At 61.3% G+C, this 14,687-nt stretch carries 13 protein-coding genes; 3 read left to right on the forward strand and 10 right to left on the reverse strand.

Annotated elements, in window-relative coordinates; genetic code table 11:
• Positions 1-61 precede the first annotated feature (61 nt).
• The 7 genes from pcaG to pcaR form a co-directional block, all read right to left on the reverse strand.
• Positions 62-628 (reverse strand): protocatechuate 3,4-dioxygenase subunit alpha, encoded by a 567-nt coding sequence (gene pcaG, locus AB4N47_RS16835; RefSeq protein WP_122505769.1) that lies wholly within the window; start codon positions 626-628, stop codon positions 62-64.
• 1 nt (position 629) lies between these two features.
• Positions 630-1,334 carry a protocatechuate 3,4-dioxygenase subunit beta gene (gene pcaH, locus AB4N47_RS16840; RefSeq protein WP_076566301.1) on the reverse strand — a complete coding sequence of 235 codons (705 nt, stop codon included), beginning with the start codon at positions 1,332-1,334 and terminating at the stop codon, positions 630-632.
• A 36-nt stretch (positions 1,335-1,370) separates the two neighbouring features.
• A complete protein-coding gene (gene pcaF / locus AB4N47_RS16845; RefSeq protein WP_205970531.1) occupies positions 1,371-2,576 on the reverse strand; it encodes a 3-oxoadipyl-CoA thiolase in 1,206 nt (401 codons plus the stop codon).
• Positions 2,573-3,352 carry a CoA-transferase subunit beta gene (locus AB4N47_RS16850; RefSeq protein WP_016771341.1) on the reverse strand — a complete coding sequence of 260 codons (780 nt, stop codon included), beginning with the start codon at positions 3,350-3,352 and terminating at the stop codon, positions 2,573-2,575. Before AB4N47_RS16850 ends, pcaF begins: the two co-directional genes overlap by 4 nt.
• Entirely contained in the window at positions 3,352-4,209 is an 858-nt protein-coding gene (locus AB4N47_RS16855; protein ID WP_024011937.1) for a CoA transferase subunit A, read from the reverse strand. The genes AB4N47_RS16850 and AB4N47_RS16855 overlap by 1 nt, the downstream gene beginning before the upstream one ends.
• 274 nt (positions 4,210-4,483) lie before the next feature.
• Complete coding sequence (locus AB4N47_RS16860) at positions 4,484-5,830, reverse strand: 4-hydroxybenzoate transporter PcaK (protein ID WP_341638643.1); 1,347 nt, start codon at positions 5,828-5,830, stop codon at positions 4,484-4,486.
• A 293-nt stretch (positions 5,831-6,123) separates the two neighbouring features.
• Positions 6,124-6,966: a pca regulon transcriptional regulator PcaR gene (gene pcaR / locus AB4N47_RS16865; protein ID WP_341638642.1), complete on the reverse strand. Its 843-nt coding sequence runs from the start codon at positions 6,964-6,966 to the stop codon at positions 6,124-6,126.
• 631 nt (positions 6,967-7,597) lie between these two features.
• Between pcaR and AB4N47_RS16870 the strand changes: the two genes are divergently transcribed.
• Together AB4N47_RS16870 and AB4N47_RS16875 are read left to right on the forward strand one after the other, a co-directional pair.
• Positions 7,598-7,798, forward strand: coding sequence for a hypothetical protein (locus AB4N47_RS16870; RefSeq protein WP_008080067.1), 201 nt, complete (start codon positions 7,598-7,600; stop codon positions 7,796-7,798).
• A gap of 371 nt (positions 7,799-8,169) precedes the next feature.
• On the forward strand, positions 8,170-9,645 hold the full coding sequence (locus tag AB4N47_RS16875; protein ID WP_016771345.1) for an inorganic phosphate transporter: 1,476 nt from the start codon (positions 8,170-8,172) through the stop codon (positions 9,643-9,645).
• A 947-nt stretch (positions 9,646-10,592) separates the two neighbouring features.
• Here the strand turns inward: AB4N47_RS16875 and ccoM are convergent.
• From ccoM to AB4N47_RS16890, 3 genes are all read right to left on the reverse strand, one after another.
• Positions 10,593-10,706 carry a cytochrome c oxidase subunit CcoM gene (ccoM, locus tag AB4N47_RS16880; protein ID WP_016771346.1) on the reverse strand — a complete coding sequence of 38 codons (114 nt, stop codon included), beginning with the start codon at positions 10,704-10,706 and terminating at the stop codon, positions 10,593-10,595.
• 154 nt (positions 10,707-10,860) lie between these two features.
• Positions 10,861-11,022 carry a hypothetical protein gene (locus AB4N47_RS16885; protein ID WP_016771347.1) on the reverse strand — a complete coding sequence of 54 codons (162 nt, stop codon included), beginning with the start codon at positions 11,020-11,022 and terminating at the stop codon, positions 10,861-10,863.
• Between the two features lie 94 nt (positions 11,023-11,116).
• Positions 11,117-11,458 (reverse strand): hypothetical protein, encoded by a 342-nt coding sequence (locus tag AB4N47_RS16890; protein WP_024011931.1) that lies wholly within the window; start codon positions 11,456-11,458, stop codon positions 11,117-11,119.
• A gap of 251 nt (positions 11,459-11,709) precedes the next feature.
• Here AB4N47_RS16890 and rapA point away from each other — a divergent pair, with 251 nt between their 5' ends.
• Positions 11,710-14,556, forward strand: coding sequence for an RNA polymerase-associated protein RapA (gene rapA, locus AB4N47_RS16895; RefSeq protein ID WP_041478023.1), 2,847 nt, complete (start codon positions 11,710-11,712; stop codon positions 14,554-14,556).
• The last annotated feature ends 131 nt before the right edge of the window (positions 14,557-14,687 follow it).

Raw genomic sequence — 14,687 nt, forward strand, 5'->3', positions numbered from 1 at the left:
CAGCGGGGATAAATCCCCTCACCACAGGGACTCTGTCCTGCAGGGGATTTGGGGTGTTCTCTCAATAATCGAAGAACACCGTCTCGGCATCGGTGCCCTGCAGAACCACATTCCACTGGTACACACCCGACGCATCCGCCTTGGCCAGCAAGGTCTGGCGACGCTCCGCCGGCACACACTCGAGCAACGGGTCAGCAACGTTCGCCGATTCGCCCTCGAAATAGATCCGCGTCAGCAAATGCTTGACCAGACCACGGGCAAACACCAGCACCACCAGATGCGGCGCCTGGGTCGAGCCTTTCAGGCCGGGCACGGTGCCGGGTTTGATCGTGGTGAAACGGAAGCGCCCTTCGGCGTCCACCGGCACCCGACCGAAACCTTCAAAATTCGGGTCGAGTGGCTTGTCCTGCTGATCTTCCGGGTGGTCATACTTGCCGGCAGCGTTGGCCTGCCAGACTTCGAGCATGGCGTCGTTGACGACATCGCCATTGCCGTCCACCACTTGGCCGGTGATTGCCACGCGCTCGCCGAGGGTCAGCTCGTTGGCCAGGGTTTCGCGGTTCAGCCAGGTCAGGCCGATGTGGTAATACGGCCCGACGGTGTGGGACGTGGTCGCATAGAGCGTCATCTTATTTCTCCATCGGCGTGGCTTCACGGCCGCGCAGCACGATGTCCCAGCGGTAACCGAGGGCGTAGGACGGAATGGTTTTTTCCAGATCGAAAGCAGCGATCAGGCGTTCCTTGGCCGAAGTGTCCGGCACGCAGTTGTAGATCGGGTCATACGCCAGCAGCGGATCACCGGGGAAGTACATCTGCGTGACCAGACGCGTAAGAATGCTCGGCCCGAACAGGGAAAAGTGGATGTGCGCCGGGCGCCAGGCGTTGTGGTGGTTGCCCCACGGATAGGCGCCGGGCTTGATGGTCTGGAACTGGTACCAGCCATCGGCATCGGTGACGGTGCGGCCGGTGCCGGTAAAGTTCGGGTCCAGCGGCGCGTCGTGCAGGTCGCGGGCATGGTTGTAGCGGCCGGCGGCATTGGCCTGCCAGATCTCCACCAGAATCCCCGGCACCGGCAGGCCGTCTTCGTCGAGCACGCGGCCGTGAATGATGATGCGCTCGCCCAACGGCTCGCCGTCGTGCTGAGCGGTGAGGTCATTGTCCTTCTCGGCAACGTGTTCGGCGCCGATGGTCGGCCCGGTGATTTCCGACAGCGAGTGCGGCAGGTGCACCAACGGCTTGGACGGCGAGCGCAGGTTGGTGGATTGATACGTCGGGTGCAGGTAGTCAGGCTGAGTGCCTGCCTGTGGGCGACGGTAACCAGGCTTGTCAGTCATTTCGCTTTCCTCAGTTCTTGTAAGTGCCGCAGTGCGTCAGACACGTTCGATGGCCAGGGCCAGACCCTGGCCGACACCGACGCACATGGTCGCCAGACCTTTCTTGCCGCCAGTCTTTTCCAGATGATGCAGGGCGGTCAGCACCAGCCGCGCACCGCTCATGCCCAACGGGTGACCGAGGGCAATCGCGCCGCCATTCGGGTTGACCTGCGGCGCATCGTCGGCCAGGCCCAACTCGCGCAATACCGCGAGGCCCTGGCTGGCAAACGCTTCGTTGAGTTCGATCACGTCGAAATCGCTGACCGCGACGCCGAGGCGCTCGGTCAGTTTGCGCACCGCTGGCACCGGGCCGATGCCCATCACTCGCGGTGCGACACCGGCACTGGCCATGCCGAGCACTTTTGCGCGGGCGGTCAGGCCGTGTTTTTTCACCGCTTCGGCTGACGCCAGAATCAGCGCAGCAGCACCATCGTTTACGCCTGAGGCATTGCCGGCGGTGACGGTTTTGTCCGCGCCATTGACTGGCTTCAGTTTGGCCAGCGCTTCAATCGTAGTGTCGGCGCGCGGATGTTCGTCCTGGCTGACCACGGTTTCGCCCTTTTTGTGGGCGATGCGCACTTCGACGATTTCTTCAGCGAAGTATCCGGCGGCTTGAGCGGCGGCGGTACGTTGCTGACTGCGCAGAGCAAAGGCGTCCTGGTCTGCGCGCGAAACCTTGTAGTCGTCGGCAACGTTGTCAGCGGTCTGCGGCATGGCATCGACGCCGTACTGCGCTTTCATCAGCGGGTTGATGAAACGCCAGCCGATGGTGGTGTCTTCCAGCTTCATGTTGCGCGAGAACGCCGCGTCGGCCTTGCCCATCACGAACGGTGCGCGGGACATCGACTCGACGCCGCCGGCAATCGCCAGCTCCATTTCGCCACTGGCGATGGCGCGGAATGCGGTGCCAATCGCGTCCATGCCCGAAGCGCAGAGACGATTGAGCGTAACGCCCGGCACGCTGTCCGGCAGCCCCGCCAGCAGCAGCGCCATGCGCGCGACGTTGCGGTTGTCTTCGCCGGCCTGGTTGGCGCAGCCGAGAAACACTTCATCGACGGCATTCCAGTCCACCGAAGGATTGCGCTCCATCAGGGCTTTGATCGGCACGGCGGCGAGGTCATCGGCGCGCACGGCGGACAGTGCGCCGCCGAAACGGCCGATAGGGGTGCGAATCGCGTCGCAGATATACACGTCACGCATCATGCTTCTCCCGGTGCCTGACCGTGGGCGGCAGCGGTGCGCGCTTCAAGATCACGCAGTGCGGTCAACTCGACTTCGGTCGGCTCAGCGGTGGTTTCAACGGAGTCGGCAAAACGAATCGCCCAACCGGTGGCGGCGACCACTTGCTCGCGGGTCACGCCCGGATGCAGCGCGGTGACCACGAATTCGTGGGTGCCCTCCTCCGGTTCCATGATGCACAGGTCGGTGATGATCCCCACCGGCCCGGCGCCCGGCAGGCCGAGACGTTTACGCGAATCGCCACCTTCGCCGTGACCGACCGAGGTGATGAAGTCGAGCTTGTCGACAAACGACCGCGCCGACTGTTTAAGGATGATCAGCACGCTTTTCGCCGAACCGGCAATCTCCGGCGCGCCACCGGCCCCCGGCAGACGCACTTTCGGCGCGTGGTAGTCGCCGACCACGGTGGTGTTGATGTTGCCGAAACGGTCGACCTGCGCGGCGCCGAGGAAACCGACGTCGATGCGCCCGCCCTGCAGCCAGTAGCGAAAAATTTCACCGGTCGGCACCACCGTGTCGGCGGTCTCGGCCAGCTCACCGTCACCGATGGACAGCGGCAGTACGCTCGGCTTGGCGCCAATCGGGCCGGATTCGTAGATCAGCACCACGTCCGGCGATGAAGTCAGGCGCGCGAGGTTGGCGGCTTTCGAGGGCAGGCCGATGCCGACGAAGCATACCGAGCCGTTCTTCAGGCGCCGGGCCGCCGCGACGGTCATCATTTCATTGGTGGTGTAAGTCATTACTTGGCCTCCGAAGCAGCGGCCAATTTGGCCTGGAATTCGCTGAAGTCAGCGCAGCCATGGATGTATTCGTTGATCCACGCGGTAAACGTCTCACGGTCGCGAGCGATCGGGTCCCACGCCTGATAGAAACGATTGTCACGCTCGGTGTAACCGTGGGCGTAGGACGGGTGCGCGCCGCCCGGCACATGGCAGACCGCGCTCAAGGCCCAGGTCGGCAGTACGCAAGCGTTCATCGGTGCGTTGAGGTCGTCGACGATTTCTTCCACGGTGACGATGCAACGCTTGGCCGCCAGCGCGGCTTCTTTCTGCACACCGAGAATGCCCCAGAGCAACACGTTGCCTTTGCGGTCGGCCTTTTGTGCGTGAATCACGGTAACGTCAGGTCGCACCGATGGCACTGCCGCCAGCACTTCGCCGGTGAACGGACAGGTCACGGTTTTGATCAGCGGATTGACCTTCGGCAGGTCGGAGCCGGCGTAGGCACGCAGCACCGCGAACGGCAGGCCGGACGCGCCGGCGACGTAGGCGTTGGCGAGGTCGGCGTGGCTGTGTTCTTCGATTTCCAGCGCGTGCGGCCACTGCTTTTCGACCGCGTCACGCAAACGGTGCAGCGAGCCCACACCCGGGTTGCCGCCCCAGGAGAAAATCAGTTTGCGCGCGCAACCGGCGCCGATCAGTTGGTCGTAGATCAGGTCAGGCGTCATCCGCACCAGCGTCAGATCTTTCTTGCCTTGACGAATGATTTCATGACCCGCTGCCGTAGGGATCAGGTGAGTGAAGCCTTCGAGGGCGACGGTATCGCCGTCGTTGACGAATTGCTTCACCGCGTCGTGCAGCGAAAGGATCTCAGCCATGGAGCGGGCTCCTGTTCTTGTAAGGAATCGCCAGTGATAAAAAGGCGCGAGGTTCAGCGCCGGAGTCACTGAAGATTAAGCTCGGGAAATTCGCCAAACAATCCGATAATCGACTGAGTGTTCGTTTATCGAACGGATTGTTGCTTCCCTAATGATCGTTCCCACGCTTCGCGTGGGAATGCAGCCCGGGACGCTCCGCCTGCCTGTACAGCCGAACGCAGAGCGTCCGTTGAGCCATTCCCACGCGGAGCGTGGGAATGATCGTGGGTCTGCCTCAGGTCGCATCCGCATGACTGACCATGCCCTTGATCAGCACCGCCGCCGTCGCCAAACCGGCCGGGATCACCAGCGCGGTCAGCACTTGCTCGAAATTCCAGCCCAGGCCGAGCAAGGTTGCGCCCATCCACGCGCCGAGGATCGCGCCGAAGCGGCCGATGCCGAGCATCCACGACACACCGGTCGCGCGGCCTTGAGTCGGGTAGAAGCGCGCGGCCAATGACGGCATCGCTGATTGCGCGCCGTTTACGCACATGCCTGCCACCAGCACCAGCGTCGCCAGCAAGGTGATGTTGCCCAGACTCTGCCCCACGGCGTAGGCAAACACCCCGGCCAGCAGGTAGAAAATGCCGATGACCTTGTGCGGATTGAAGCGGTCCATCGCCCAGCCCACCCCGACCGCGCTCAACACGCCGCCAAACTGGAACAACGCACCGATGAACGCGGCCTGCTCCATGCTCGCGCCGCTGTCGCGCATCAGCGTCGGCAGCCAACTGGTCAGCAAGTACACAATCACCAGGCCCATGAAATAAGTCAGCCACAACAGCAGCGTGCCGGTGCTGAACGTACCAGAGAAAATCACCGCAAAGACGTTGCGCGCCTTGACGGTTTTCTGCTCCGGCACGCTGAAGCTCGCAGCCTGGGCGACGCTGACCGGGTCGATCGGCGCGAGGGTCTTGCGCACTTTGTCGGTGCCACGGTTGCGCACCACCAGATAGCGCGCCGATTCCGGCAGCCAGAACACCAATACCACGGCGAGGATCAGCGGCAGGATCCCGCCGATCAGCAGCAGCGCGTGCCAGCCGAAGGCCGGGATCAGTTTTGCCGAGATGAAACCGCCGCCGGCCATGCCGAGGTTGAAGCCGCAGAACATGCTGGTCACCAGCAGCGACTTCTTGCGCTCGGGTGTGTATTCCGAAAGCAGGGTCGTGGCGTTGGGCATGCCCGCGCCGAGACCGAGGCCGGTGAGGAAGCGCAACACCAGCAGTTGTTCGACGTTGGTGCTGTACGCCGAGGCCAGGCTGAAGCCGCCGAACAGAATCACCGCGCCGACGAGTACGACTTTGCGCCCGAAGCGGTCAGCCAAAGGGCCGGAGCCGAGCGCGCCGAAGACCATGCCGATCAGCGCAGCACTCATCACCGGGCCGAGGCTGGCACGGTCGATGCCCCAGTCTTGCGACAGCGCCGGGGCGATGAAGCCCATGGCGGCGGTGTCGAGGCCGTCGAGAAATACGATCAGGAAACACAGGATCACCACCCGCCACTGATAGCGCGAGATCGGTTGGGCGTTGATGAAGGTCTGCACATCGAGGCAGTTACCCACAGCGGACTGAGGCTGGTTCATTATTTTTATTCCACGCAAAAAACGCAGTCGAACGGCGGCCGGCCAAAGGAAGGCACGGTCACAAGAATAGAAGGTTGTAATCAGGCGTTGCGGTGAACCCGGCAACAACGGGTGGGATACAGACAGTCGGGGAGCGAGCGCATGGTGAGTTGCCTCTTGTCATTATTATGGGGTCGACAGTCCGGCGAGCTCATTCACATCAGCGCCGGATGACGCTGCCGCGACATTAATGATCCGAGGGTTTTAGCGTCAATTCGATAAACGCAACACTGTGCGTTTATCGAACAGCTTCCTCAGGCGAACAACTGCGCACTGAGGTCGCGACTGGCGCTGAGCAGGCCGGGCAGGAAGCGCTGCTCCAGCTCGGCACGGCTGACCCGGCCGGCATGGGTGCTGACATTCAGCGCGGCGACCACTTGCCCGGAGGCGTCGTACACCGGCACGGCGATCGAGCGCAGGCCCTGTTCCAGTTCCTGATCGACAATGCACCAGCCCTGTTGACGCACCTGCTGCAAACATTCGAGCAAAGCGTCGGGGTTATGAATGGTGCGGCTGGTTTTGGCCACCAGTTCGGCGTGGTCCAGGTATTCGCCCAGGGATGTATCGTCCAGCGCGGCCAACAGAATGCGCCCCATCGACGTGCAATAGGCAGGGAGACGCCCGCCGACCGAAAGGTCGACCGAGATCAATCGCTGAGTGGTCGCCGAACGCGCGATATAGAGAATGTCATCGCCCTCCAGCGTCGCCATGTTGCAGGCTTCGTGCAGTTGCTCGCTCATGCGGTCCAGATACGGTTGGGCGGAAACGGCCAGCGGTGTCGAGGACAGATAGGCATGGCCGAGGGTCAGCACTTTCGGCAGCAGCGAATAGGTGCGCCCGTCGGTGGTGGCGTAGCCGAGCTTGATCAGCGTGTGCAGGCAACGGCGCACGGCGGCGCGAGGGATTTCCGTGCGATGACTGATCTGCGCGATGGTCAGGTGGCGTTTGCGTTCCTGAAACGCTTGCACCACCGCCAGACCGCGGGCCAGGGAAGTCATGAAATCCGGATCACCGGTCAGCGCCTGAATGCGCTTGGCCGGCGAGGCGACGATGGGCGGCGCCACCGAGGTGAAGGAGTTGCGCATTTGATCGTTCATTTCTTGTCCTTGTCCGGCACGCATCGATGCCTAGTCAAACGGCTCGCCGCGCGATGCACAAGCACCGCGGCGCCAACATTGGGCGATTATCGAACCGCCGACCGATAATCGCAATCCAGCCCCCCGCCCTCCTCTCCACCCTAGAGGCAGCTTTAGCGATTCTGCCCGCAACTTAGTTGTTCCAGTTAATGGCGCCAAAAACAGAACGCCGGTTCTATAACGCTGTCTTTACACTTAACTAGCGGCAAAAGTTGCCAGCAACAAAACCATCACACATTCAGAACCGTTTTTAACTTGGCAAAGATAGTCATTCCCGAATCGGCCGCTATAATGCACCCTAGTCGCGGCGCTTTAATCAAAAGCCCGCGACTTGCTGAAACGAGGTCCTTCGTCTCAGCTCCGGCCAGCGCCCGGCGCCCATCACACATGCAACGCCAGCGCTCGCTGAAACAGGAAACTGATGCTGCGTCAGTTTTTATCTGGTGCCGTAGCCGCCTGTAACACGGAAGTCTTGATCGCCTCTCCAATGCCACCCGGCCTGATCGGGCTGTGGATAACTGGCGGGCTCGCTCAATTGACTCGTTGCAGTGTGTTTCACCGGATATTCAATTCAACTCATACAGGTAGCACCGTGACAAAAGACGAACTGCGCGCGGAACTAGAGCGCCAGGAACAACGTTACAAGGAAGTTTACGGCGGGGAAGTCACCACCTACGCCGCTCAGCCGGAACCGGAACGCAAGGCATGGCGCAAGCGCCCTACCGTCCAGGATCAGGTGTTCAAGCAGGAAATCGAAAAGATCGAAAAGGAACTCAAAGCCGAAGAGCCATGAGCCACGGCGGTTGAGCATTCGAAAGTCGACGTCCGCCTGAGCCACAGCGCGGTGGAAGACGACACCTCGCGCGCCCGCTAACCGCGGGCAGCGGCTGCATCGCTGTTCTGCGGCTTATGAACGAGCGTCCCACAGGTTTCAGAGATATTTCAGACAAGCGTTTGAGCCTTTGAGATATCAGAAAAAATTGGCTTAAAAATCTTCTTTATTCAATAAAATCAAAGAGTTGAAAAACCCTGCGTGCTGCTTGGTTTTCACGCCCTGCAACAAATTAAATCGAAGAAGGGTGTGACCAGTGAGCAGACGGGGCATCGATTTCCTGTCTTTTCTGGCATAATCGCGCCCCCTTACGACCGGGTCAGAAAACCTTCATGATCGATTTATTCAGCGGACTGGATGCTTGGGTGCTTGTGAGCCTCTTGCTCGCCCTGACGTTTGTCCTCGCCTTCGAGTTCATCAATGGATTTCATGACACCGCTAACGCGGTAGCCACTGTTATCTACACCAAAGCCATGCCGCCGCACCTGGCGGTGTTCTTTTCCGGTGTGTTCAATTTCCTCGGCGTGCTGCTGGGCGGCGTTGGCGTGGCGTATGCCATCGTCCACTTGCTGCCGGTTGAACTGCTGATCAATGTGAACACCGGCCATGGCCTGGCGATGGTGTTCTCGTTGCTCGCCGCGGCAATCGCCTGGAACCTGGGCACCTGGTACTTCGGTATCCCGGCTTCCAGCTCGCACACCCTGATCGGCTCGATCCTCGGTGTCGGCCTGGCCAACGCGCTGATCAACGACATCCCGTTGAGAGATGGCGTGAACTGGCAGAAAGCGATCGACATCGGCGCCTCGCTGGTGTTCTCGCCGATGGCCGGCTTCCTCATCGCCGCGCTGGTGCTGATCGGCCTGAAATGGTGGCGCCCGCTGTCGAAGATGCACAAGACACCGGAACAGCGCCGCAAGATCGACGACAAAAAGCACCCACCGTTCTGGAACCGTCTGGTCCTGGTGATCTCGGCCATGGCCGTGAGCTTCGTGCACGGTTCCAACGACGGCCAGAAAGGCATCGGCCTGATCATGCTGGTGCTGATCGGTATCGTCCCGGCGCAGTTCGTACTCGATCTGAACAGCACCACCTACCAGATCGAACGCACCCGCGACGCGACCCTGCACCTGAGCCAGTTCTACCAGCGCAACGCCGATTCGCTGGGTGAGTTCCTGGCCCTGGGCAAGAGCGTGGAAGGCGACCTGCCGGAGAAATTCCGCTGCAACCCGCAGCAGACCGAACCGACCATCACCGCCCTGCTGCACACCCTTAAAGGTGTAGCGGACTACCATTCGCTGTCGTCGGACAGCCGCATCGAAGTGCGTCGCTACCTGCTCTGCCTGGACGACACGGCGAAGAAAGTCGGCAAATTGCCTGGCCTTGAAGCCCGTGAAAAGGCTGACCTCGACAAGCTGCGCAAAGACCTGACCACCACCACTGAATACGCGCCATTCTGGGTGATTCTGGCGGTCGCCCTGGCACTGGGCCTGGGCACCATGGTCGGCTGGAAGCGTGTGGTGCTGACCATTGGCGAGAAGATCGGCAAGCAAGGCATGACCTATTCGCAGGGCATGTCGGCACAGATCACCACAGCCAGCCTGATCGGCATGGCCAACATTTTCAGCCTGCCGGTGTCGACCACTCACGTGTTGTCTTCGGGTGTTGCCGGGACCATGGTTGCCAACAAAAGCGGCCTGCAGGGTGGCACGGTGAAGACTATTCTGCTGGCCTGGGTACTGACCTTGCCAGCGACCGTGGCGCTGTCGGCCGGGTTGTTCTGGTTGGCTTCGAAGGCTTTGGGTAGTTGATCGATTGTTGCTTGTGAAGGAGGCGCGATTCTTTGGAATCGCGCCTTTTTTTGGTTTTGAGTTTGTGTGTATATCCGTTGCTGCGGTAACGGCCTCTTATGGTTTCGCTCTTACAGCGAGTCACCTTTTCCAAACGCCGAAAAGGTAACCCAAAAGGCTTTGCCCCGGCGTACGGCCCGCTCGCTGGGGCTCGGGGTACCTTCGTTACGGGACCGATCCGGGCGCAGCGGCTCCGGTTGGCTTCGCTGCACCTACACTCGCTGTGTACGACTGCGTCGTACGGTCGCTACGCTCCCACCCCCGGATCGATCCCGTAACGAAGCCTGCCGAAGGGGCAAAAGATCAAACGCCAGAGCAGAAGCAGAAGCAGAAGCAGAAGCCAGATCAAAAGATCGCAGCCTTCGGCAGCTCCTACAGTTGGATCGAGTGTTACCTCAAGACCAGGTCGGCTGTCAGGCCGCCTTCGCGAGCAGGCTCGCTCCCACCGAAAGGCAAAGCAGCGCAGCTGCCCGCGGCGAAGCCGCCCCACTCAACAATGAGCGCAAGCTCGAGTAACGCTTTTGATCTTGATCCACCGGCGACGTCGGAAGGCTGAGTGGAGGGATTGAACCGGGCGTGGGAGCGCAGCGACCGTACGACGCAGTCGTACACAGCGGAAGGAGGTGCAGCGAAGCAAACCGGAGCCGCTGCGCCCGGATCAGTCCCGGAGCGAAGGAACCCGAGCCTGCGAGGGCCGAACGTAGGAGCAAGCCTTTTTGGGTACTTTTTCGGCGTCTGGAAAAAGTGCCTCGCCGTAAGGGCGAAACCGCCAGCCGCAGCACCGCAAAAACTGGATATTCACCCAAACCAACCAGAGGCTGGTCGGCCCACAGGCCGCCAAGGCACAAAAAAAGGGGCAACCGAAGTCGCCCCAAAATGCCTTGCGTGCCCATCAAATCCAGAAGAACTCACTTGCGCCGCTTATGCGCATCCTTCCAGATAAAAAATCCAAACCCTGCAAAAAACAGCACCATGAGCCCCACCGTGAGAACCCCGGCAAACACCACGTTATCGAAAAACATGACTGACCTCCCGGCCCTGCTTTGCTTTGCTTTGCTGCGATGGACTCAAATTAGCAAACACACAGGCGCACATATTGACCAGGATCAATATCCGCAACGAAGGGAAATAAAGGAGGGGAAATAACTGACCTGCATCAACGAATGCAGCGGGAGATCAACGCTTTTTCGGCTTGTTCTTTGACTTTTTCTTGGCTTTTCCCAACGGCATCGCCTGTTCGAAGGCTTGGCGCACTTCGTTCAGCCGCTTCTCGTTGAGGTCATGCACACGCTTGGCGCGTTCAGTGCTGAGGTCGATCAGTTTGTCGTCTTGGCTCATGGCGTCCGGAACATCGCAAAAGAGATCACAGCTGCCGTCACCGGCAGGATTGCGCCAATCATGCCGCTTGGCGCAGGCGCTGACCAGTCACCGCTCAAATCTCGATATCAACCCACAAACCCTGACGCGGCTGATCGTCTATCAACGGCACCACCGGTACGGTGTTATCGGCGTTCAGCTCAGTGCCCGGCACGGCCAGATGCTCTTCCGGATCCTCATCCGCCTCGCGGCGCCGACGGTCTCGTTCCTGCTGGCGGCGCTGTTCTTCGCGCGCCAGCAACCGATCCTCTTCAGGATCGCGCTTTTGCAGATCGATCGTGCTTTCGTTGGAGCTTTCCTGCACCGGCACCACCGGCGGAATGTCCGGCCGCTGGCGGATCGGATCCTGCTGGGAAGTGATCGGCACGGCGCTCAAGGGGAGCATCGGTGGCAACATATAAAGGTCTCCTGTCTGCAGGCTATCGGCTGGGGTGCAGGCGCCTTGAGCCGCCTGTCGCAATTGTGTGATGCACCTCGCACCTGTAGGAGCTGCCGCAGGCTGCGATCCTTATCAGACAGCTCAAACCTGAAGGGTTCTCAAAGATCAAAAGATCGCAGCCTTCGGCAGCTCCTACGCCAGTAATCTTTGGCCCTGAAGCCGTCATTCCGTTAAGATAGCCCGCTTTTTCAAGGTGGGAGTCAGGCAGCATGGCGCAGCAGTATCAACCGGGGCAACGCTGGATCAGTGACAGCGAAGCAGAGCTTGGTTTAGGCACCGTTCTGGCACAGGACGGCCGCTTGTTGACCGTGCTTTACCCGGCCACTGGCGAAACCCGCCAGTACGCGCTACGGAATGCGCCCCTGACCCGCGTGCGGTTTTCGCCCGGCGACTCCATCACCCACTTCGAAGGCTGGAAGATGACCGTGCAGCAGGTCGACGATGTCGACGGGCTGATGGTCTATCACGGCCTCAACGGGCAGAACGAAGTCGTCACCCTGCCGGAAACCCAGCTGTCGAACTTCATTCAGTTCCGCCTGGCCAGCGACCGCCTGTTCGCCGGGCAGATCGACCCGCTGCCGTGGTTCTCCCTGCGCTACAACACCCTTGAACACACCAGCCGTCAGTTGCAGTCCTCGCTGTGGGGTCTGGGCGGCGTGCGTGCGCAACCGATCGCGCACCAGTTGCACATCGCCCGCGAAGTCGCCGACCGTATCGCCCCGCGCGTACTGCTGGCGGACGAAGTGGGTCTGGGTAAAACCATCGAAGCCGGTCTTGTCATCCATCGCCAACTGCTTTCGGGGCGCGCCAACCGCGTGCTGATCCTGGTCCCGGAAAACCTCCAGCATCAGTGGCTGGTGGAGATGCGCCGCCGCTTCAATCTGCAGGTCGCGCTGTTCGACGAAGAACGCTTTATCGAAAGCGATGCCACCAACCCGTTCGAAGACACGCAACTGGCGCTGGTCGCGCTGGAGTGGCTGGTCGACGACGAGAAGGCACAGGACGCCTTGTTCGCTGCCGGTTGGGACCTGATGGTGGTCGACGAAGCGCACCACCTGGTCTGGCATGAAGACAAGGCCAGCGCGGAATACTCGCTGGTCGAGCAACTGGCCGAAGTGATTCCCGGCGTGCTGCTGCTCACCGCCACCCCGGAACAACTCGGTCAGGACAGCCACTTCGCCCGTCTGCGCCTGCTCGACCCGAACCGTTTCCACGACCTGGCCGCGTTCCGCGCCGAGAGCGACAACTATCGCCCGGTCGCCGAAGCGGTGCAGGAACTGCTCGACAAGGGCCGTCTCTCCGCCGAGGCGCACAAGACCATTCACGGTTTCCTCGGCAACGAAGGCGAAGCCCTGCTCACCGCCGTCAACGATGGTGATACTGAAGCCAGCGCCCGCCTCGTGCGTGAGCTGCTCGATCGCCACGGCACCGGCCGCGTGCTGTTCCGCAACACCCGCGCCGCCGTGCAGGGTTTCCCGGAGCGCAAACTGCATCCGTATCCACTGCCGTGCCCCGACGAATACCTCGAACTGCCGCTGGGCGAACACGCCGAGCTGTACCCGGAAGTCAGCTTCCAGGCGCAGCCGGAAGCCAGTGAAGAAGAGCGCTGGTGGAAATTCGACCCGCGCGTGGAGTGGCTGATCGATCAGCTGAAAATGCTCAAGCGCACCAAAGTGCTGGTGATCTGCGCCCACGCCGAAACCGCGATGGACCTGGAAGACGCGTTGCGCGTGCGTTCCGGCATCCCGGCCACGGTGTTCCACGAAGGCATGAACATCCTTGAGCGTGATCGCGCCGCCGCCTACTTCGCTGATGAAGAGTTCGGCGCGCAGGTGCTGATCTGCTCGGAAATCGGCAGTGAGGGTCGCAACTTCCAGTTCGCTCACCACCTGGTGCTGTTCGATCTGCCGTCGCACCCGGACCTGCTCGAGCAGCGCATCGGCCGTCTCGACCGGATCGGCCAGAAGCACATCATCGAACTGCACGTGCCGTACCTGGAAACCAGCCCGCAAGAGCGCCTGTTCCAGTGGTACCACGAAGCGCTCAATGCGTTCCTCAACACCTGCCCGACCGGCAACGCCTTGCAGCATCAGTTCGGCCCGCGCCTGCTGCCGCTGCTCGAAGAAGCCGATGACGGCGAGTGGCAAGCGCTGATCGACGAAGCACGCGCCGAGCGTGAGCGTCTCGAAGCCGAGCTGCACACCGGCCGCGACCGACTGTTGGAACTCAATTCCGGCGGCGCTGGCGAAGGTGAAGCTCTGGTCGAGGCGATTCTCGAGCAGGACGACCAGTTTGCCCTGCCGATCTATATGGAAACCCTGTTCGACGCGTTCGGCATCGACAGCGAAGACCATTCGGAAAACGCCCTGATCCTCAAGCCGAGCGAGAAGATGCTCGACGCCAGTTTCCCGCTGGGCGACGACGAAGGCGTGACCATCACCTACGACCGCAACCAGGCGCTGTCGCGCGAAGACATGCAGTTCATCACCTGGGAACACCCGATGGTGCAGGGCGGCATGGATCTGGTGCTGTCCGGCTCGATGGGCAACACCGCCGTCGCGCTGATCAAGAACAAGGCGCTGAAGCCGGGCACCGTGTTACTGGAATTGCTCTACGTCAGCGAAGTGGTCGCACCGCGCTCGCTGCAACTGGGTCGCTACCTGCCACCGGCGGCGCTGCGTTGCCTGCTCGATGCCAATGGTAATGACCTGTCTCCACGGGTGTCGTTCGAAACCCTCAACGATCAGCTGGAAAGCGTGCCGCGTGCCAGCGCCAACAAGTTCATCCAGGCCCAGCGCGATCAGTTGACGCCACGGATCAACGCTGGCGAAGAAAAGATCGCCCCGCGTCACGCCGAGCGTGTGGCCGAAGCGCGCCGTCGTCTGGCCGCCGACACTGACGAAGAACTGGCGCGCCTGACCGCGTTGCAAGCGGTCAACCCGACCGTGCGTGACAGCGAACTGGAGGCGTTGCGCACTCAGCGTGAGCAGGGTCTGGCGATGCTCGACAAAGCGGCGCTGCGCCTGGAAGCGATTCGGGTGTTGGTGGCGGGTTAACCGCCCCGCTCCACCGCTGAAAACCAAGAGGCCCGCAGTGATGCGGGCCGATCGTTCCCACGCTCTGCGTGGGAACGATCATCAAAGCAAAAGCAAAGATCGCAGCCTTCGGCAGCTCCTACAGGAAACCG

This window comes from Pseudomonas sp. S3_G06, assembly GCF_054667565.1.

What these genes read in the sequence shown, in the direction of transcription:
- pcaG (WP_122505769.1), bottom strand. Translation starts at nt 628, where the DNA reads ATGACGCTCTATGCGACCACGTCCCACACCGTCGGGCCGTATTACCAC.
- pcaH (WP_076566301.1), bottom strand. Translation starts at nt 1,334, where the DNA reads ATGACTGACAAGCCTGGTTACCGTCGCCCACAGGCAGGCACTCAGCCT.
- pcaF (WP_205970531.1), bottom strand. Translation starts at nt 2,576, where the DNA reads ATGATGCGTGACGTGTATATCTGCGACGCGATTCGCACCCCTATCGGC.
- AB4N47_RS16850 (WP_016771341.1), bottom strand. Translation starts at nt 3,352, where the DNA reads ATGACTTACACCACCAATGAAATGATGACCGTCGCGGCGGCCCGGCGC.
- AB4N47_RS16855 (WP_024011937.1), bottom strand. Translation starts at nt 4,209, where the DNA reads ATGGCTGAGATCCTTTCGCTGCACGACGCGGTGAAGCAATTCGTCAAC.
- AB4N47_RS16860 (WP_341638643.1), bottom strand. Translation starts at nt 5,830, where the DNA reads ATGAACCAGCCTCAGTCCGCTGTGGGTAACTGCCTCGATGTGCAGACC.
- pcaR (WP_341638642.1), bottom strand. Translation starts at nt 6,966, where the DNA reads ATGAACGATCAAATGCGCAACTCCTTCACCTCGGTGGCGCCGCCCATC.
- AB4N47_RS16875 (WP_016771345.1), top strand. Translation starts at nt 8,170, where the DNA reads ATGATCGATTTATTCAGCGGACTGGATGCTTGGGTGCTTGTGAGCCTC.
- ccoM (WP_016771346.1), bottom strand. Translation starts at nt 10,706, where the DNA reads ATGTTTTTCGATAACGTGGTGTTTGCCGGGGTTCTCACGGTGGGGCTC.
- AB4N47_RS16885 (WP_016771347.1), bottom strand. Translation starts at nt 11,022, where the DNA reads ATGAGCCAAGACGACAAACTGATCGACCTCAGCACTGAACGCGCCAAG.
- AB4N47_RS16890 (WP_024011931.1), bottom strand. Translation starts at nt 11,458, where the DNA reads ATGTTGCCACCGATGCTCCCCTTGAGCGCCGTGCCGATCACTTCCCAG.
- rapA (WP_041478023.1), top strand. Translation starts at nt 11,710, where the DNA reads ATGGCGCAGCAGTATCAACCGGGGCAACGCTGGATCAGTGACAGCGAA.